The sequence below is a fragment of the Paenibacillus turicensis genome (assembly GCF_050461185.1).
Taxonomy (GTDB): Bacteria; Bacillota; Bacilli; order Paenibacillales; family Paenibacillaceae; genus Fontibacillus; species Fontibacillus turicensis_A.
On the sequence record NZ_JBCMOR010000009.1, the window covers coordinates 168826 to 189043 of the forward strand.

The window sequence follows — 20218 nt, forward strand, 5'->3', positions numbered from 1 at the left end:
TACGTTTAAATTATGGTCCCTTTTACTGTAAATGAAATGAAGGCATGGTGTGGGAAAACTTCATATCTACGTGGGGAAAAGTATGTGCAAGAGGGACGTGTCACTGCCTTAACGCACCATGGACAAGGACGATTTGAAGGGACAGTTGCAGGTACAGGAAGCAAAGTATATACAGTACAGGCTTCTATTTTGCAAAGTGGTGGCGTCCAAGCGATGTGTAGCTGTCCTGCGGCAGCGTCCTATTATGGCTATTGCAAACATGTCGCGGCAGTGTTAATTACGATTCATAAGCTATATCAAGGCAAAACAACGTTACGTAGCAATTGGAATGTTCAGACTTCATATCAAGGGGATCAGATTGTCGCAAGCAGTCTGATCTCTTTATTTCAATCAAAGAATGAGCAACCCAAAGAGCAACAGACAGCACTTCATCCCCATATTAATCCTGTTCAAGCGCGTATACCGCTACAGGTGATGTTTATTTGTAAAGTAATTCAGTCCTTTGGTCATACGTCAAAGCTAGTCATAGAGCTAAAGCTTGGTGTGGATCGACTGTATGTGGTGCAAAATATCGGTGAGTTTCTAACTTGCTTGGAGGCTGGCCAAAGCTACTCATTTACAAAAAATTTTAGCTATCAGCCGGACCTTCATCTTTTTGAGCCAGAAGATTTGAAGTTACTGACTTTGTGCCTAAGATGTTATCAAAGTGAAGTCATTTATGATGACGTTCAGGATCGTTCCGCAGGACGCTCTCGTTCTTATTTGAAAAAGAGAAATCAACGCCAGCTTGTCATTTCTCCACTAGCCTGGAACGATTTAGCTCGCCAACTAAATGAGTCAAATGTGCATGCTGTAATAGAAACGCTAGAAGGAAACATCATTCCTTTTGCAGTAGGGGACACCAAGCTGCACGTTTCCTTTGTGCTTTCATACAATGAGATCGAAAATAAATATACACTGTGTTGTCATCACTTTGATCGTTGTCAGCTATTAACCCTATACCAATGTGTTATCTCTGATGAGGGGATTAGTGTTTTGTCTCCTGAGCAAATGAAATTAGTTTATGAATTATACCAGCTATTGATTGACAAGCAAAATGAAGAGCTAGTTATTCCAAATGAACAAATTGAAGCATTTATGTCTTACGTCATTCCTCAGCTTGAGCAGTTATGTGAATGTAATATTCAGTCTGCGGTGCGTGAGCAGATCACATCACAAAAACTGATTGCTAAGCTTTTTTTAGATCAGGATGTGAATGGATTACAGGGGAAGCTTGAATTTCATTATGGTGAGTACTGCATAGATCCTTGGCTGTCATCAGATCAGCGGGAGTCGAACGATGGCGTCATTATTATACGTGACATGGAAGCAGAGACAACAATTAAAGATCTCTTTCACGCCTCCTCTTTTATAGCTGAAGCTGGTGAATTCATTGCAATACGGGATGAGCATATATATGAGATATTGTTTCAATTTATCCCACAGCTTCGAGACAGTCATGAATTCATAGAGGTGTATACTACACCCGCCGTAAAACGAATGTATTATAAGCCTATCCATCCACCTAAGCTTAAAATAGACCAAAGCAATCATCACGATTGGTTGGAGGTTAGCTTTGAATGCGAAGCGTTAACAGAGGAAGAACGACATCAAATTGTGTTGTCGATACTTGAAAAGAAAAAATATTATCGCTTACCTGAAGGTGCCTTTTTATCACTGGAGTCACCAGAGTTCCAAAGCTTCCAAGAAACGTACAATCAGCTTGGTGTAAGTAAAGAAAGTGTAAAACAAGCACAAAGTAGCTCCATAAACATTGCAATGTCTTCTATTTTCCAGCAGGAATTTAAGCCAGATGAGGACGCTAGCGCCTTTATCACCTATGGAGATGCCTTACAAAATATGTTACATCAGCTTTACAATCCAGATACCCTTGACCTAGAGCCACCAGCATCAATCACCTATCCATTGCGGGACTATCAAGTGCGAGGATTTCGCTTTATGAGTGTGTTGGGCAAATATGGTCTAGGTGGCATTTTGGCGGATGATATGGGACTTGGTAAAACATTACAAAGCATTGCATTTGTCGTGTCACGTATGGAGCACAGTGTTGGTAACACAGCCCAAAACACAGCTCAGAAGACGCTGATTGTTGCACCCGCATCACTAATTTATAATTGGGCAGAGGAATTTGGGAAATTTTCACCACATGTTCCTGTTGAGGTAATCGTAGGAGAGAAAGCACACCGTGAAGCCATCATTAAACATGATGGAACCGCTTCGGTATGGATTACAACCTATCATACTTTACGTCTTGATATTGAGTTATATGAAGGGATTCAACTGGATTGTCTTATTTTAGATGAGGCACAGGCGATAAAAAATGCAAGCTCGCAAACGGCACAAGCGCTTCGTAAACTGACAGCGAATTGTTCATTTGCTTTAACAGGGACACCGATTGAAAATAAGCTTGAGGATATGTGGTCCATTTTTCATATCGTATTCCCAGCATTGCTAGGAAGTCGAAGACGGTTTTTAGATCTCAGTTCTGAAAAGATTAGCAAAAGAGTAACTCCATTTATATTGCGCCGCTTAAAAAGGGATGTGTTGCAGGAGTTGCCAGATCGCATTGATTCTACGATGCATACCGAATTATATACAGAACAAAAGCGGCTGTACCAAGCTTATCTTGCTAAGCTTCAAGCGGAAACAACAAGTGATTTGAGGCAAGGTGGCTTTCAAGCGCACCGTATAAAAATTTTAGCAGGGATTACGAGATTACGACAAATCTGTTGTCATCCGTCGTTGTTTATTGATGATTATAAGGGTGGCTCATCTAAGCTAGAACAGCTACTTGAACTTGTAGAAGAGGCTTGTGCTAGCGGAAAACGAATACTTATATTTTCACAGTTCACATCGATGCTCCAGATTATAGCAAAAACGCTAGTGCAGCAAGAAATAGAACACTTTTATTTAGATGGGTCCACACCTTCCAAGGAGCGTATTTCCTTGTGTCACCGTTTTAATGAAGGAGAACGTTCGATATTTCTAATTTCTCTGAAGGCTGGAGGAACAGGCCTAAATCTTACAGGGGCAGATACGGTAATCCTATACGATTTATGGTGGAACCCTGCCGTGGAGGAGCAAGCGGCTGGACGTGCACATCGCATGGGACAGAAACAGGTCGTGCAAGTGATTCGTCTAGTTACAAAAGGAACGATTGAGGAGAAAATATTAGCATTACAAGAGCGCAAGCGTACATTGATGAATGAGGTTGTCTCTGCTGAGTCTGTCGAATCATCTGAATCTATTGATATTATGGGCTTGATGGATTCTACTGATTTCATTGATTCCATGAATTCTAGAGACTCTATGAATTCTTTCAGTACGATGACAACGATAACTGAAGAGGATGTCCGAAGTCTACTTATGATCTAAGTAGGCTTTATTTTATTGGAGCAACTTTATGTTTGCGATAAATTTTAAAAATTAATTTTTGGTGCAACCTTAAAATAAGTACTAGACAATAAGCAAACATAGCGGAGGGACAGAGAGATGGTGGAGAAGCGAGAGCGGCCGCCTTTAAGGTCACATTTCTAACTATTTTCATACATATTTAAAAGAAATGAGACCTTAACAGCGGTTGAAGCCACTCTCTGTACTGTAGCCTCTTCCCGCATGAAATTGTCTAGTACTGATTTCTATGTTGAGACTAATTTTTCTTTTATTACACATATAACTATTATTTATCACTTTAAAAAATATTGTTTATATGCTATAATGTAAGCGTAACCAAAAATGGTTTTAGGGGAGTGTCTATCATGTTGGAAGGTTTCCTCGAAATGGAATCATTGGTGTCACGTGTTCATCAAAATTTAGAGATCGAGGGACACGAAGAGTACTACAAGCTGGAATATTGCACAGAGCGTTTTCTGCACACACCAGAACCGGGAGCAAGAAAGGCGGAATCCATCGAGTCTGAAAAATCATTTTTACGTAAGCTCTGGATCTTTTAATTTACGCTAACATAAACTACTCAAAAAATTGATTCTAAGATCATGTTATTCATTTTCAATTTCAATATAAAATTTTATTTTATATAGGCTATCTTTATCACTGTGTTGGTTGCAGAGATGAAGATGGCCTTTTCTTATTAATGGAAGTTGTAATATAGGGTAAAGTTTAAAATGCTTATGCTATAATGGCTAAGATACGCACATACTAAAGAAATCATGTAAATCCTTTCTTATATATTTGCAAACAACTTTGGAGGGTACTCTTTGATGAACATTCGTAAAGCAATTATTCCTGCTGCAGGGTTAGGTACACGATTTTTGCCAGCAACCAAAGCAATGCCAAAAGAAATGTTACCCATCGTTGATAAACCAACGATTCAATATATTGTGGAAGAAGCTGTAGCTTCGGGAATTGAAGATATCATTATTGTGACAGGAAAAGGGAAACGTTCCATAGAGGATCACTTTGACCATTCCTATCAGCTTGAGCAAAACTTAACAGAACATGAAAAATGGGATTTGTTAGAGGAAGTTAATAAATCAACTACATTAGCAGATATTCATTATATTAGACAAAAGCAACCACAAGGCTTAGGACATGCAATATGGTGTGCCCGCAAATTTATTGGGGACGAGCCCTTTGCTGTGTTACTAGGGGATGATATTATACAATCGGAAGTTCCTTGCCTAAAGCAAATGATTGATGTTTTTACAAAGCAAGAGCAACCTGCGTCCATCGTTGGTGTGCAAGAGGTGCCTTGGGAAGAGGTAGACCGCTATGGTATTGTGGCAGGGGAAAATTTATCTGAGCGACTCCATTTAGTTCAGCAAATGGTTGAGAAACCTGAAATGTCTCAGTCTCCTTCTAACTTAGCAATCATGGGTAGATATATTTTAACACCACAAATCTTTAATATTTTAGAGGGACAGCAGGCAGGCATAAATGGAGAAATTCAACTGACAGATGCTATTTTTAAATTGAGCAAGGAGCAACGAGTGATGGCTTATCAATTTGAGGGTAATCGTTTTGATGTAGGAGATAAGCTTGGGTTTATTAAGACGACCATTCATTTTGGTTTGCAAAATCCAGCACTACAGGCTGGTTTGTATTCTTATATGAAGCAACTGCTTGACGAAATCGGAAATAAACCTTGCAATTAGCGTTGCTATTACCTCATATTAAGAGTGTTCCCCTCCTATGCGAACATTGACAGTGTGACGAGGGTAAATTAGACTAGAATAAGATGAAAAATGATATTATTTACGGCGGAACGGGGCGGGTGATTGGTCCCGTTTTTAAGTTGAAGAGGTGCAGTAGTGAAGCAAATCGTTGCGAATTGGCGTCATGTTTTTAAACTTGATCCTGATAAATATATTGATGCGTTGGCGCTAGACACCGTATGCCTGTCAGGTACAGATGCGATCATGGTCGGGGGATCAAGTGGAGTAACGTATGAAAATACCGAAGATTTATTGAATCGACTTCGCAAATATGATTTGCCATGTGCACTTGAGGTGTCCAATCTGGAATCAATTGTTCCTGGATTCGACCTTTACATGGTTCCAATGGTATTGAACACAGCATCAACAACGTGGCTCATTGGTCAACATGTGAACGGGGTTGAGCAATTTGGCTTTATGATTCCTTGGGACAAAATTATCTCGGAAGGTTATATTGTTTTGAATAATGATTGTACTGCTGCTAAGGTAAGTGAGGCTAAGACGTTACTTCACTCCTCTGAGGTGTGTGCATATGCCCAAGTAGCAGAGCGGTTACTCCATATGCCTATTGTGTATTTAGAATATAGTGGCCGTTTTGGAGATTTAGACATCGTTGCAGATGTAAAAAGAACCCTCGATGAAACTCAATTGTTTTATGGTGGTGGGATTACAAATGCGCTTCAGGCTCAGCAAGTCGCTGCATTTTGCGATACTGTAGTGGTAGGTAACATTATTTATAATAATTTAGATGCCGCTATCTCTACTGTTGAAGCAGTGAAAAATACCAAATAAATAACAATAGCAATAGCAATAAATAGGATAGACAAAGTAGTGAAGTAATTTTTCTGAAAAAGGAGCAGCTTTTATATGCAAACTGTAAATATACATGATGCCATTGCCCGTCTTAATCCTGAGCAGCGTAAAGCAGTCGAAGATACCGAAGGCCCGTTGTTAATTATGGCGGGTGCTGGTAGTGGGAAGACCCGTGTGCTTACGCACCGTATCGCCTATTTAATTAGTACACGTAAAGCACCACCTTGGGCAATTTTAGCGATTACATTTACAAATAAAGCAGCTCGTGAAATGCAGGAGCGTGTCTCTAAGCTAGTAGGGACAGAAGGTCGGGACATTTGGGTGTCCACGTTTCACTCCATGTGTGTTCGGATTTTAAGAAGAGATATAGAACGAATTGGATTCACCTCTAACTTTTCTATTTTAGATTCTACGGATCAATTATCTGTCATAAGAGCAATTATGAAGGAACAAAATATAGATACTAAAAAGTTTGAACCCAAAGCGATTCAAGCGATGATTAGTGCTGCTAAAAATGAGCTGATTACACCGCAAAAATATGAGCAGAATAGTAAAGACTACTTCGAGGGCATCGTTGCTAAAGTATATGTGAAATATCAGCAACGTTTGCGTAGCAACAATTCACTAGATTTTGACGATCTTATTATGAAGACGATCGAATTGTTTAAGGATGTACCGGATGTACTTGATTTTTATCAGAAAAAATTTAAATACATTCATGTTGATGAGTATCAGGATACGAACCGAGCGCAATATATGTTATGTAAGCTGTTGGCTGCTGACCATCATCGTATTTGTGTGGTAGGGGATAGTGATCAATCGATTTATCGTTGGCGTGGTGCGGATATCAGCAACATTTTGAATTTTGAAAAGGATTATCCCGATGCGACCACGATTTTGTTAGAGCAAAATTATCGTTCTACATCGACAATCCTAAATGCGGCTAACAGTGTAATCGCCAATAATACTGGTCGTAAGCCTAAGAAACTATGGACGGATCAAGGCGATGGGAACAAAATTAAAGTGTATCGTGCGGATTCTGAGCATGCGGAAGGTTATTTTGTAGCTTCTGAGATTGTTCAAAATGTGAAGGATGGCGGGCAATATCGCAATCATGCCATTTTATATCGAACAAATGCGCAGTCGCGGGTCATTGAGGAAATTTTAATTAAATCTGATATCCCCTATCAAATTGTCGGCGGTATTAAGTTCTATGACCGAAAAGAAATTAAGGATATTTTAGCTTATTTAAGACTATTATCGAATCCAGATGATGACATTAGCTTAACAAGAATTATTAACGTGCCAAAACGTGGCATTGGGGATACAACGGTGGGTAAGCTTGCTGCCGCTGCTGCGGAGAGAAGCACTTCCATTTTTAAAGTGTTAGCTACTGTAGACGATTTGGGCTTTGCTGGAAGAACGCGTAATGCACTTGTTGAATTTTATGATATGATTGTTGCCCTGCATGGGATGACAGAGTTTTTGTCAGTGACTGAGCTCACCGAGCAGATCCTTGAGCATAGTCAATACCGTGTTGAGCTAGTACAGGAAAACACATTGGAGTCTCGTTCCAGACTAGAAAATATTGATGAGTTTCTATCAGTTACGATGGAATTTGAACAAAATAATGAAGATAAAACATTAGTATCATTTTTAACAGATTTAGCCCTTATCGCTGATATTGATTCCATGAATGACAATCCGGAAGAGGATGATAATGCAGTTGTTTTAATGACGATGCATAGTGCTAAAGGGTTGGAGTTCCCGAATGTGTTCATTATTGGGATGGAGGAGGGGGTATTTCCGCACAGTAGAGCTTTTCTTGACAATGAAGAGCTAGAAGAGGAAAGACGTCTAGCCTACGTAGGGATTACACGCGCAGAGCAAAAGCTATTCCTCTCTTGTGCCCAATCTCGTACATTGTATGGTCGGACTACCGCAAATCCACCTTCTAGATTTTTAGAGGAAATACCTGAGGAGCTAAAAGAAGATACTAAAGTTGCACATGATCGGTATCATCGGGGAAATCGGGCAGGTGGCGCATATGGTGGGAAAGGTTTTGAAGGAAGTGGCGGTAGTAACTTTGGTTATCGAGCACAGAATTCTGCACAAGGCCAAGGTTTCTCTACATCTACGTCCTCATCCACTTCTCCATCGTCCCGTGTAACAGTTACAACTGGGCTGCCAGGTGCTTCTGCCTCTAAACCACAAGGTGCTGCTTCAGGTGACTATCAGGCAGGAGATAAAGTTTCGCATGGAAAATGGGGAATTGGCACAATCGTCTCCATTAAAGGTTCTGGCAATGATATGGAATTGCAAATTGCTTTTCCTGCACCAGTGGGCGTGAAACGTCTATTAGCAGGCTTTGCACCTATTACGAAAGTACAAGAGTAAGGATTTTGAGGGGGGAGTCAACTGACCATGGATGCCATGATGAAAATGGAACAATTAGTAGAGCAAATAAATCACTATAACTATCATTATTACACTTTAGATCAGCCTTTAGTGAGTGATAAAGAGTATGATGCTTTATACGATCAGTTGACAGCACTTGAAGCAGAGACTGGGATGGTTTTGCCTGATTCACCAACAGGAAGAGTGGGGGGCGATTTGTTAAAGGGCTTTAAGCCCCATCGTCACCTCTCCGCCTTGTGGAGTTTAGATAAAGCGCAAAACCAAGATCAGCTTTTGTTATGGCATCAACGTGTTTTAAGGCTGATCGCAGACTATAACTTGAAAAATCCAGATACTCCACTTCCGTCGCCTAGCTATGTTGTTGAATTGAAGTTTGATGGGTTAACGTTGAACCTAACCTATACTGACGGCAAGCTTGTGCAGGCCGCAACAAGAGGCAATGGGGTGACAGGTGAAGGGATCTTATCCCAAGTGAAGACGATAAAATCAGTCCCACTTACGATTCCTTATAAAGAGGGGACAATCGAGGTGCAAGGTGAAGGGATCATGAATCTATCTGTCTTGGCGAAATACAATGAGACCGCACTAGAGCCTTTAAAAAATGCACGCAATGCCGCGGCAGGTGCATTACGTAATTTAAATCCAAAAACAACTGCGGAACGTAAGTTAAGCGCCTTTTTCTATAACGTGGGTTATAGTGACAATATCACCTTTGCTACACACCAAGAAATGATGGATTTTTTAAGAGAAAATCGCTTTAAAGTTAATCCGTATGTATCCTATTACGATAACTTTGAACAGGTTGCCGAAGCTCTTGCTGACATTGTAGAGCGTCGTACCACGTTAGATTATTTAATTGATGGTGCTGTAATAAAAATTACGGATATGCGTACTAGAGAAGTGTTGGGGTATACCGATAAGTTTCCGCGTTGGGCAGTTGCCTTCAAGTTTGAAGCAGAGGAAACAACTACAATTTTGCAATCGGTCGTTTGGAACGTTGGTCGTACAGGGAAAATTACGCCACTTGCCAAGGTAGAGCCTGTGGAGCTTGCAGGCGTAACGGTACAAAACTGTACACTTAACAACGTTGGAGATATTGAACGGAAAAATTTAAAAAATGCTTTAGGAACTAGAGTGTTTATCCGTCGCTCCAACGATGTTATTCCAGAGATTTTGGGCAAGGTAACTGAGGAGCAGGATGGGGAAGAAATAGAGTATCCAACCACTTGTCCAGCATGTGGTTCAGCTTTAGAACAACGTGGTGCTCATCTGTTTTGTAACAATCGTTTGGATTGCAGACCACAAATCGTGGCAAGAATAACTCATTTTGCATCTAGAGATGCGATGGATATCGAAACATTTAGTGAAAAAACCGCCGAACAGCTTTATTTAGAATTAGATGTGCATCAACCTGCTGATTTATATACCTTGCAATTTGAGGATTTAATTAAGCTGGAGCGCTTTGGAGAACGTAAGGCACAAAACCTGCTTGATGCACTGGAGCAAAGTAAAAGTAGAGATTTAGCTTCGTTTTTGTATGCATTAGGTATTCCGAATACAGGGAAATCAACAACAAAGGCACTTGCAGATCATTTTAAAAGCCTAGAAGCAGTGATGGGAGCAACAGTGGAGGAATTAATTGCTTTACCTGATATTGGTGGCATTGTTGCCGAAAGTATTGTTTCCTATTTTAAAGACCCAGTACTTTTAGATGGTATACAGCGCATGTTAGCGCTTGGTGTAACACCTGTACCCCCTGCCGAGTTTGCCCCACCACCTACAGATTCCTATTTTTCTGGAAAAGTGGTTGTCTTAACGGGAACCTTACATCAATTAACTCGTGAAGAAGCAACTAAGCGTTTAGAAGCATTAGGAGCTAAAGTAACAGGAAGTGTGTCTAAAAAAACGGATCTTGTCATTGCCGGTGAAAAAGCAGGCAGTAAGCTTGCTAAAGCTAGGGAGCTTGGTATTGAAGTGATGGACAATGAAGAGGAATGGATGAAGCTACTTTAAGCTTTGACATGGAGTTGATTAAACATTAGTTAGAAATTGATGTTGTTACAATTGTATAACGTGATTATTAGGTGCTTGAAACATTTGTTTCAGGTGCCTTTTTTATTTACATCTATAACTATTTCGAAAAAGGAAACGTTATATCGATGTATGTAATGAAAATTGAAAAAATTAGGAGATGTATTTGGAATGAAAGTACGAAATAAGATGATTATGATTATTTGCATTTGCCTGCTTTTAGCAGGTTGTACAACTCCATCCGCTCAAAATAACAAAGATACTAAAAGAATGCTCAAAGTCATGTATTGGGATGAAAGCTACTTTTTTCAGCAATATGGAGAGTTATTTACAATGCAGTACCCAAATACAGAAATACAAGTGATAAGCACTGGACAACTATACAATCAGAAAGATGAAAACGGAAATGATATTAAATATGATAAAGCTTATTCTGATCTATTTGAGAAGGAGAAACCAGATATTTTATTAATGGATTCTAATCTTTTTCCACAATATGCTACTGAAGGGAAACTAGCAGATCTGGGAGCAATGGTTGAACGTGATAAATATGATTTGACTACATATTCCCAAGGGATTTTGGAGTCACTTAAGGAAAAGGGAGAGGGAAAATTATACGGCTTAAGCCCTGCTTTTCGGAGCAATGCAATCTTTTATAATATAGATTTATTTAAGAAATATGGCGTTGATTTACCCCACGATGGAATGACATGGCAAGAAATTATGGATTTAGCCCGCCGTTTCCCTACAGATGGCAGTAAAGAAGAACGTGTATATGGATTTGCATTAGATCAAAGTAGGAATTTGAATACTGTCGGAAGCTTAGCCCTTAATTTTGGTGATACAGCAGGAATTAATCTTCTTAACGGTAAAACTAAAAAAGTAACGATGGATACAGATTCATGGAAAAATATATTTAAGATAGCTGTAGATGCCGCTTCGTCTAAGACAATATATGACCCTAATACAGAAGACTATTCTGACATTACTACGAATGAAGACTATTATGCACGTCAACCCTTCCATATGGGGCGCGTAGCTATTACCGTACAAACAAATGAGTTTTTACAGGATTCAAATGAAGTTAGCAAAAATTCAAAAAACTATAAACCGTTCGAGCTTGGGATTGCAGCAGGACCTGTTGACCCAGCTAATCCGACTAAAACTAATGGCGCGTATTTGAACGAAATCTTTGCTATATCGGCTGGATCACCTAATATAGATGCGGCATGGGATTTTGTGAAATTTGTAAATGGAGAGGCATTTGCAAAGGTTAAAGGGAAGTCATTAAATATGGGTTTACTAGCTCGTGAAGGGATTAGTAAGGATTACAATGGGATTTCACTAGAGGCATTTTATAAACTTAAACCTGAAATGGCATCAGATTTTGGTGAAAATTTAATCCCATCAAGCTTCTATGGTCCGTATTATGAAGTTTTAAAACGTGAGACTGAGCTGTTACAGGATAATAAAAAGTCAGTGGAAGAAGCACTAAAATTAGTTCAAACTGAAGCTCAAGCCGCGTTGGATCAGGCCTTTAAGGATGAAGAAGCTAAAAAGGCATCAACGAACAAAAAGTGAAATGAAAATGTTAAGAGTATAACTACTTTAGCTAAGAGTATCAATTCGCATAACCAGTGTGAGAGGGGAATGTTATATTAAGGTGTAACAAAAAAATGAAAAAATTAGGAGATGAATTTGGGATGAAAGTGCGAAACAAGATGATGATATTTATTAGCTGTTGCCTGCTTTTGGCAGGCTGCACGTCTCCATCTGCACAAGGAAACAAGGATGCAAACAAAGTGCTCAAAGTGATGTATTGGGATGAAAGCTACTTTTTTCAACAATATGGAGATTTATTTACAATGAAATATCCTAATACAGAAATCCAAGTAGTGGCCATGGAGAAGCTTTATAATCAGAAGGATGAAAACGGAAATCCCGTTAATTATGATAAAGCTTTTTCAAATTTAGTTGAGAAGGAGAAACCAGATGTTTTATTATTAGCTTCTAATCTTTTTCCCCAATATGCAACTGAAGGAAAACTTACTGAGCTTGGGGCACTAATTGAACGTGATCATTATGATCTAACTACATATTCAAAAGGTATTTTGGAATCGATTAAGGAAAAAGGAGAAGGTAAGCTATATGGTTTAAGTCCTGGGTTTCAGAGCAACGCCATATTTTATAATGTTGATTTGTTTAAGAAACATGGCATTGATTTACCCCACGATGGAATGACATGGCAAGAAATTTTAGAATTGGCTCGTCGTTTTCCTACGGAGGGTAATAAGGATGAGCGTATATACGGTTTTGCACTAGCGCGTTCTAGTAACTTAAATGCTGTAGGTAATTTAGGGATAACAATGGGGACATCTCAAGGTATTAATCTTTTAAATGGTAAAACTAAAAAGGTAACCTTAGATACGGAATCATGGAAAAATATATTTAAGTTAGCTACAGAGGTGGCTTCATCTAAGGCAATATATGATCCCAACTTAGAAGAACATGCTCAGACTGGTAATAACGATTACTTTGCAAGTCAGCCGTTTTTAATGGGGCGTGTAGCTATAGCTGTAGAATCAAATCAATTTTTACAGGAATTAAAGGAAGTGAGCAACAATCCAAAAAAATATAAAAACTATAAACCATTTGAGCTTGGGATTGCAGCAGGACCCGTTGATCCCGTTGATCCAACAAAAACTAACGGCGCTTATTTGAACGAAATTTTCACAATTTCGGCTGAATCACCTAATACCGAGGTAGCATGGGACTTTATTAAGTTTGTAAATGGAGAAGATTTTGCAAAAGTTAAAGCTAAGTCCTTAAATCAAGGCCTGCTAGCTCGTGAGGGCATTAGTAAGGATTACGATGGGATTTCATTAGAGGCGTTTTATAAGCTTACACCTAAAATGGCGCCCGATTTTGGAGAAAACTTGATCCCAACTAGTTTCTATCAACCATTTTTAACAGTTTTAGAACGTGAGACTGAGCTGTTACAGGATAATAAAAAGTCAGTGGAAGAAGTGCTAAAATTAGTACAAACTGAAGCTCAAGCCGCGTTGGATCAAGCCTTTAAGGATGAAGAAGCTAAAAAGGAATCAACGAACAAAAAGTGAAATTCTGTCATTAACAATTTAATTTAATCTAATATAATTAGTTCCCCGTCTATATTTTGTAATGAAATTTTCCATATATTTGGAGGTAGGGAATGAAAATTAGAGGATTAAATACGATTGTTTTCATGTTGACATGTGTTTTGCTAGTTGCAGGATGTACTACTCCATCTGGTCAAAATAATAATGAAGAGAAACAAAGCCTCAAAGTAATGTACTTTGACGAAACCTATTTTTATCAGCAATACGGTGATTTATTTAGTATGAAATATCCCAATATCGATATTGAGGTTGTTAGTACCACCAAAATAAGCAATGAGTTTGCTGAGGACGAACAATATGACTATAAAAAATTATTTATAAAATATATAGAAAAAGAGCAACCAGATGTTTTGCTAGTAAACCCAGATTACATTAGCACAATTGCAGCAGAGGGGAATTTAGTTGAGCTGCAGCCACTCATTGACCGTGATAAGTATGATATGACCACCTACTCTCAGGGAGTGTTGGACTCCATTAAGGAAATGGGAGAAGGTAAACTGTATGCGTTAAGTCCTAAGTTTAATATTAATGCGATTTTTTACAATGCAGATTTATTTAAAAAATACGGTGTAGAACCACCGCGTGATGGAATGACATGGGAGGAAATTTTAGATACCGCTCGCCGCTTCCCTACAGATGGAACTGAAAAGGGACGAATTTACGGCTACGGGTCAAATAGTGGGACAAGCCTTGATCAATTAGCTACAGATATCGCGAATGCTCAAGGCCTTAGCTATTATAATGGAAAATCAAAAAAGATAACTATGAACACAGATTATTGGAAAAATATATATAAAATGTCAGTGGATGCGGTAGCAAGTAAGGCGGTGTACACAACTAATCCCACAGAAGGCTTTCAAGGTTCAAGTATGGAGGAGTATTATGCAAGTCAGCCCTTCTTAATGGGGCGAGTAGCTATGACCGTGGATGGTAATTATTTATTAAGTAATATGAAAGAAGCGGCAAGTAATTTAAAGGATTATAAAGGCTTTGAAATCGGGATTGTAGCAGGGCCTATTGATCCAACTGATCCAACCAAGACAAATAGCGCTTATATAAAGGAGTTATTTGCAATTCGTGCTGGCTCGCCAAATATTGAAGCGGCATGGAATTTTATTAAATTTATAAATGGTGAACAATTTGCAAAAGTAAAATCTAAAACGATAAATAATGGTTTGCCAACGCGAGAAGGGATTAGCAAAGAGTACAACGGTGTTTCTTTAGAGGCGTTTTATAAGCTAAAACCTAAAGTGTCGTTGGAAAATAATGATTCCGTTCCAAAAGATTTTTATAATAATTATCTTACGATTTTACAACGTGAAGTAAAACTTTTGGAAGAGAACAAAAAAACGGTGGATGAAGCATTGAATACGGTGCAACATGAAGCTCAAATCGCTTTAGATCAAGCTTTTAAAGCTCAGGAGGCTCAGAAAGAATCAAAATGAAAATATTAAAATTAAAAGAACTAAATGGGATACTAGCATAGCAAAGAGTATGAATTTAGCATATATGTGAATCTATCATCTATCAATTTTATGAAACCAAAGTGGGTTGTTATTCGTCTATAATAGGGAATACAATTTTTCTAAAATTTGGAGGGCGAAAATGAAATTCAAAAGGTTACATAAGATTGTGATGATTTTGACATGTGTTTTGCTAGTTGCAGGGTGTACTTCACCTTCAGGTCAAAATAAAAATGAGGAAAAACGAACGGTCAAGATCATGTTTTGGGATGAAAGTTATTTTTATCAGCAATACGGTGATTTGTTTAGTATGAAATTCCCTAATACAGATGTTGAGATTGTCAGCACGAATAGTTTATACGATCGTTCTGAGGGTGATGAATTCGATTATGATAAAGCGTTGGCTAAGTTTATAGATAAAGAGCAGCCAGATGTTTTGCTTGTAAATGCAGGAGGAATTAAAAAGCTTGTAGCGGATGGAAAGCTAGCTGAGCTACAGCCATTAATTGATCGAGATAAATACGATATGACAACGTATTCCCAAGGAATACTGGAATCAATCAAGGAAATGGGTGATGGCAAGCTATTTGCCTTAAGTCCTAAGTTTTCACCTAATGGAATTATATATAATGCAGACTTATTTAAAAAATACGGTGTAGAACCGCCACATGATGGGATGACATGGCAGGAGATTTTTGATACAGCACGTCGTTTTCCAACAGATGGAACTGAAAAGGAAAGAATTTATGGCTACGGTTCACAATATGGCAATAACCTAAGTGAACTAGCATCAACCATAGCTAATGAGCAAGGACTTAAGTTTTATAATGGGCAAACAAAACAAATTACTTTGAATACCGATGCGTGGAAAAATGTATATAAGATGGCAGCAGATGCGATAGCAAGTAAAGCAATTTATACTGTCACTGGGGATGGTTTCCAAGGTGGTAGCATGGAAGATTATTATGCAAGTCAGCCGTTTTTGATGGGACGTATGGCGATGACTGTAGGTGGTAGCCACATTTTAGAAAATATAAAACAAGCAGCAGAGAATATGAAAGATTATAAAAGCTTTGAAATAGGTGTTGCGGCAGGTCCTGTTGATCCTTCTGACCCAACTACCACTAACAATGCTTATATTAATGAGCTATTTGCGATTAGAGCAGGTTCGCCAAATGCGGATGCGGCATGGGATTTTGTTAAATTTGTAAATGGTGAGGAATTTGCAAAAATAAAATCAAAGACCCTTAACAACGGATTGCCAACGCGTGAAGGCATAAGCAAGGAATACAAAGGGATTTCATTAGAACCGTTTTATAAACTTAAGCCTAAAATGTCAGTAGATAATGAAAATGAATTAACATCAATTCCAAGTAGCTTTTATGAAAAATACCAGCCTATTATGGAACGTGAAATCAAACTTCTTGAAGAAAATAAGAAAACTGTAGATGAAGCATTAAATACGATACAAACGGAAGCGCAAGCAGCGCTAGACCAGGCATTTAAGGATCAAGAAGCGGAGAAGGCACAAAAAGATAAAAAATAATAAGTGGAACCATTATAGTCTTAAAGCAAAAGATCATTGAAAATACTTTCAATGGTCTTTTTTTTATCTATCAGCTATCCATCGATGTGAAACTTAAGTGTTTAGTTAATCGTGTCTATTATGTAATACAATTTTTCAAAAATTTGGAGGTAAATAATGAATTTCAGAAGGCTACAAAAGATTATGATGATTTTGACCTGTGTTTTGCTAATCGCAGGGTGTACTTCAACTGGTCAAAATAAGAATGAGGAGAAACGATCGGTCAAGATCATGTTCTGGGACGATAAATCTTTTAATTATCAATATGGCGACTTATTTAGTGCGAAATATCCAAATACTGAAGTTAAAATTGTTAGCACTAGTACATTATATGAGATCAATGACAATGAAGAATTTGATTATAATGAGACATTAAATAAATTTATTGAAAAAGAGCAGCCAGACGTTTTGTTACTAAACCCAAGTGATATTAAAAAATTAGGAGCAGGCGGGAAACTAACGGAACTACAGCCGCTAATTGATCGAGATAAATATGATATGACAACCTATTCTCAAGGTATAGTGGAGTCAATTAAGGAAATGGGGGAAGGAAAACTTTTTGCCCTAAGTCCACAGTTCTCAATCAATGGAATTTTATATAACGCTGATTTATTTAAGAAATATGGTGTGGAACTACCACATGATGGAATGACATGGCAAGAGATTTTTGATTTGGCTTCTCAATTCCCTACAGATGGAGATGCAAAGGAGCGAATTTATGGCTTTGCAATACAAAGTGGTACTAACATAAGTGATTTAGCATCTAAAATAGCTAGCTCACAAGGTCTTAATTTCTATAATGACAAGACAAAACAAATTACAATCAATACAGATTCGTGGAAAAGTGTTTATAAGCAAGCATTAGACGCGATTTCAAGTAAGGCGATCTATTTAAGGGAAGGCAATGGCTTCCAAGGTGACAATATGGAGGATTATTATGCGAGCCAAGCCTTTTTAATGGGGCGTGCAGCGATGACGATAGACAGTCCCTTTATGTTAAGTAACATTAAAGATGCAGCAGAAAATATGAAGGATTATAAGAAGTTTGAAATTGGCATCGCGGCGGGCCCAGTTGATCCATCAGAGTCTACAAAAACTACAGGTGCACATTTGAATGAATTATTTGCTATTCGTTCGGGCGCTACAAACATGGATGCAGCATGGGATTTTATTAAATTTGTAAATGGTGAAGAATTTGCAAAAGTAAGATCAAAAACAGTTGATAATGGATTGTCCGCACGTCTCGGATTTAGTAAAGAATACGAAGGGGTTTCCTTAGAGCCATTATATAAGCTTCAACCTAAAATAAAATTAAATGAAAGTGTAGGTGGCTCCATTCCAGCAGGATTCTTTGAAAAATACAATGAGATTTTAGAACGAGAAACAAAGCTTCTTGAAGAAAATAAGAAAACTGTAGATGAAGCGTTAAATACAATACAAATGGAAGCGCAAGCAGCGTTAGATCAGGCAATTAAAAATGAAGAGGCGCAAGTGGGACATAAAGAAAAAAGATAGTAGTTGAAACAAATCTGTCTAGTTGTCCGTCTGTATTATAGAATACAATTATTGAAAAATTTGGAGGTAAAAATGAATTTCAGAAGGCTACAAAAGATTGTGATGGTTTTGACATGTATTTTGCTAATTGCAGGGTGTACATCACCTGCTCAAAATAAGAATGAGGAGAAGCGAACAGTCAAGCTCATGTTTTGGGATGAAAACGCATTTTATCGGCAATATGGTGACTTATTTAGTATGAAATATCCAAATACTGAAGTTGAGCTTGCTAGCATTAGTAAAATATACAGATCACAACAAAATGAAGATTTTGATTATAATGAAGAATTAGTTAAATTTATAGAAGAAGAGCAGCCGGATATTTTACTATTAGACCCAAGTGAAATCAAAAAACTAGGGGCAGATGGAAAGCTAACAGAGCTACAGCCACTCATTGATCGAGATAAGTATGATATGACAACCTATTCCCAAGGTATATTGGAGTCAATCAAGGAAATGGGTGAAGGGAAGCTATTTGCCCTAAGTCCTAAGTTCTCAGTGGATGGAATTTTATATAATGCAGATTTATTTAAAAAATATGGTGTCGAGCCACCACATGATGGAATGACATGGCAGGAAATTATTGATTTGGCTCGTCGCTTCCCTACAGATGGAGAGGCAAAGGAGCGGATTTATGGCTTTGGAACACAAAATGGTACAAGCATAAGTGATTTAGCATCTACAATAGCTAGATCCCAAGGACTTAATTTCTATAATGACAAGACAAAACAAATTACAATTAATACAGATTCGTGGAAAAATGTTTACAAGCAGGCATTAGATGCAATTTCAAGTAAAGCGATCTATGTTAGGGAAGGTGAAGGCTTCCAAGGTGGAAATATGGAAGATTATTATGCGAGCCAACCCTTTTTAATGGGACGTGCAGCGATGACGGTAGAAAGTACCTATATGCTAAGCAACATTAAAGATGCATCAGAACACATGAAGGATTATAAGAAGTTTGAAATTGGCATCGCGGCGGGTCCAGTTGATCCGGCAGATCCTACAAAAACTAGGGGGGCACGTTTAAATGAATTATTTGCTATTCGTGCAGGCTCTCCAAACATGGATGCAGCATGGGATTTTATTAAATTTGTAAACGGTGAGGAATTTGCAAAAGTAAGATCAAAAACAGTTAGTGATGGATTGTCCACACGCCAAGGTTTTACTAAAGATTACAATGGAATTTCATTAGAGCCGTTATATAAGCTTCAACCTAAAATAAATTTAGATGAAAATATACGAGATGCCATGCCATTAGATTTCTATAGAGAGTACAGTCCGATTCTAGAACGTGAAGTTAAGCTTCTTGAAGAAAATAAGAAAACTATAGATGAAGCACTAAATACGATACAAATAGAAGCACAAGCAGCACTTGATAAGGCAGTTAAGGATGAAGAGGCAAAAAAGGGACAAAAAGATAAAAAGTAGTAGTAGAGTTGTTATCGTTTTAAAGCAAAAGATTAAAAGATCATTGGAGATATTTCAATGGTCTTTTTTATTGTATAAAAATAGTTGCGTAACAAAACAAATTATGATATATTATTTGATGTCGCTTTAAGCAGGAAAATGTCAGTCGCTTTTAAAGAATTAAAAAAAGTGTTTGACTTTGAAATGGGAAAGTGATAGTATATATAAATGTTCGACAAAAAAGTTCCTTGAAAACTGAACAAATGAAATGCAATCAATGAATTAGAATCGTCAGATTCAAAATGAGCTTATCGCTCTTTTCAATAACTTTATTGGAGAGTTTGATCCTGGCTCAGGACGAACGCTGGCGGCGTGCCTAATACATGCAAGTCGAGCGGACTTGATGAGAAGCTTGCTTCTCTGAGGTTAGCGGCGGACGGGTGAGTAACACGTAGGCAACCTGCCTGTAAGACTGGGATAACTACCGGAAACGGTAGCTAATACCGGATAGGTGATTTTCTCGCATGAGGAAGTCAAGAAAGACGGAGCAAT

The 20218-nt window shown here is 38.1% G+C and carries 12 protein-coding genes and 1 rRNA gene; all 13 read left to right on the top strand.

All coding sequences use genetic code 11. From position 1 onward, the window contains the following. Nucleotides 1-12: 12 nt before the first annotated feature. Nucleotides 13-3435 carry an SNF2 helicase associated domain-containing protein gene (locus ABE099_RS15120; RefSeq protein WP_430031961.1) on the top strand — a complete coding sequence of 1141 codons (3423 nt, stop codon included), beginning with the start codon at nucleotides 13-15 and terminating at the stop codon, nucleotides 3433-3435. A gap of 404 nt (nucleotides 3436-3839) precedes the next feature. Beyond that, complete coding sequence (locus ABE099_RS15125; RefSeq protein WP_430031962.1) at nucleotides 3840-4013, top strand: hypothetical protein; 174 nt, start codon at nucleotides 3840-3842, stop codon at nucleotides 4011-4013. Nucleotides 4014-4280: 267 nt separating this feature from the next. Further along, nucleotides 4281-5174, top strand: a complete 894-nt coding sequence (gene galU, locus ABE099_RS15130) for a UTP--glucose-1-phosphate uridylyltransferase GalU (protein ID WP_430031963.1) — start codon at nucleotides 4281-4283, stop codon at nucleotides 5172-5174. Between the two features lie 156 nt (nucleotides 5175-5330). Next, nucleotides 5331-6026 carry a heptaprenylglyceryl phosphate synthase gene (locus tag ABE099_RS15135; RefSeq protein WP_430031964.1) on the top strand — a complete coding sequence of 232 codons (696 nt, stop codon included), beginning with the start codon at nucleotides 5331-5333 and terminating at the stop codon, nucleotides 6024-6026. Nucleotides 6027-6101: 75 nt separating this feature from the next. Next, nucleotides 6102-8444: a DNA helicase PcrA gene (gene pcrA, locus ABE099_RS15140; protein WP_430031965.1), complete on the top strand. Its 2343-nt coding sequence runs from the start codon at nucleotides 6102-6104 to the stop codon at nucleotides 8442-8444. Nucleotides 8445-8471: 27 nt separating this feature from the next. Beyond that, nucleotides 8472-10478: an NAD-dependent DNA ligase LigA gene (gene ligA / locus ABE099_RS15145; RefSeq protein ID WP_430031966.1), complete on the top strand. Its 2007-nt coding sequence runs from the start codon at nucleotides 8472-8474 to the stop codon at nucleotides 10476-10478. Between the two features lie 189 nt (nucleotides 10479-10667). After that, nucleotides 10668-12077 carry an ABC transporter substrate-binding protein gene (locus ABE099_RS15150; protein ID WP_430031967.1) on the top strand — a complete coding sequence of 470 codons (1410 nt, stop codon included), beginning with the start codon at nucleotides 10668-10670 and terminating at the stop codon, nucleotides 12075-12077. A 95-nt stretch (nucleotides 12078-12172) separates the two neighbouring features. Further along, nucleotides 12173-13615 carry an ABC transporter substrate-binding protein gene (locus ABE099_RS15155; RefSeq protein WP_430031968.1) on the top strand — a complete coding sequence of 481 codons (1443 nt, stop codon included), beginning with the start codon at nucleotides 12173-12175 and terminating at the stop codon, nucleotides 13613-13615. Between the two features lie 92 nt (nucleotides 13616-13707). Next, on the top strand, nucleotides 13708-15099 hold the full coding sequence (locus ABE099_RS15160; RefSeq protein WP_430031969.1) for an ABC transporter substrate-binding protein: 1392 nt from the start codon (nucleotides 13708-13710) through the stop codon (nucleotides 15097-15099). A gap of 160 nt (nucleotides 15100-15259) precedes the next feature. Beyond that, complete coding sequence (locus ABE099_RS15165) at nucleotides 15260-16663, top strand: ABC transporter substrate-binding protein (protein WP_430031970.1); 1404 nt, start codon at nucleotides 15260-15262, stop codon at nucleotides 16661-16663. Nucleotides 16664-16819: 156 nt separating this feature from the next. Then, the gene (locus ABE099_RS15170; protein WP_430031971.1) at nucleotides 16820-18217 is read left to right on the top strand and encodes an ABC transporter substrate-binding protein; all 1398 of its coding nucleotides are present in this window, start codon (nucleotides 16820-16822) and stop codon (nucleotides 18215-18217) included. A 72-nt stretch (nucleotides 18218-18289) separates the two neighbouring features. Next, nucleotides 18290-19687: an ABC transporter substrate-binding protein gene (locus tag ABE099_RS15175; RefSeq protein ID WP_430031972.1), complete on the top strand. Its 1398-nt coding sequence runs from the start codon at nucleotides 18290-18292 to the stop codon at nucleotides 19685-19687. 308 nt (nucleotides 19688-19995) lie between these two features. Next, a 16S ribosomal RNA gene (locus tag ABE099_RS15180) occupies nucleotides 19996-20218 on the top strand; the annotation flags it as partial.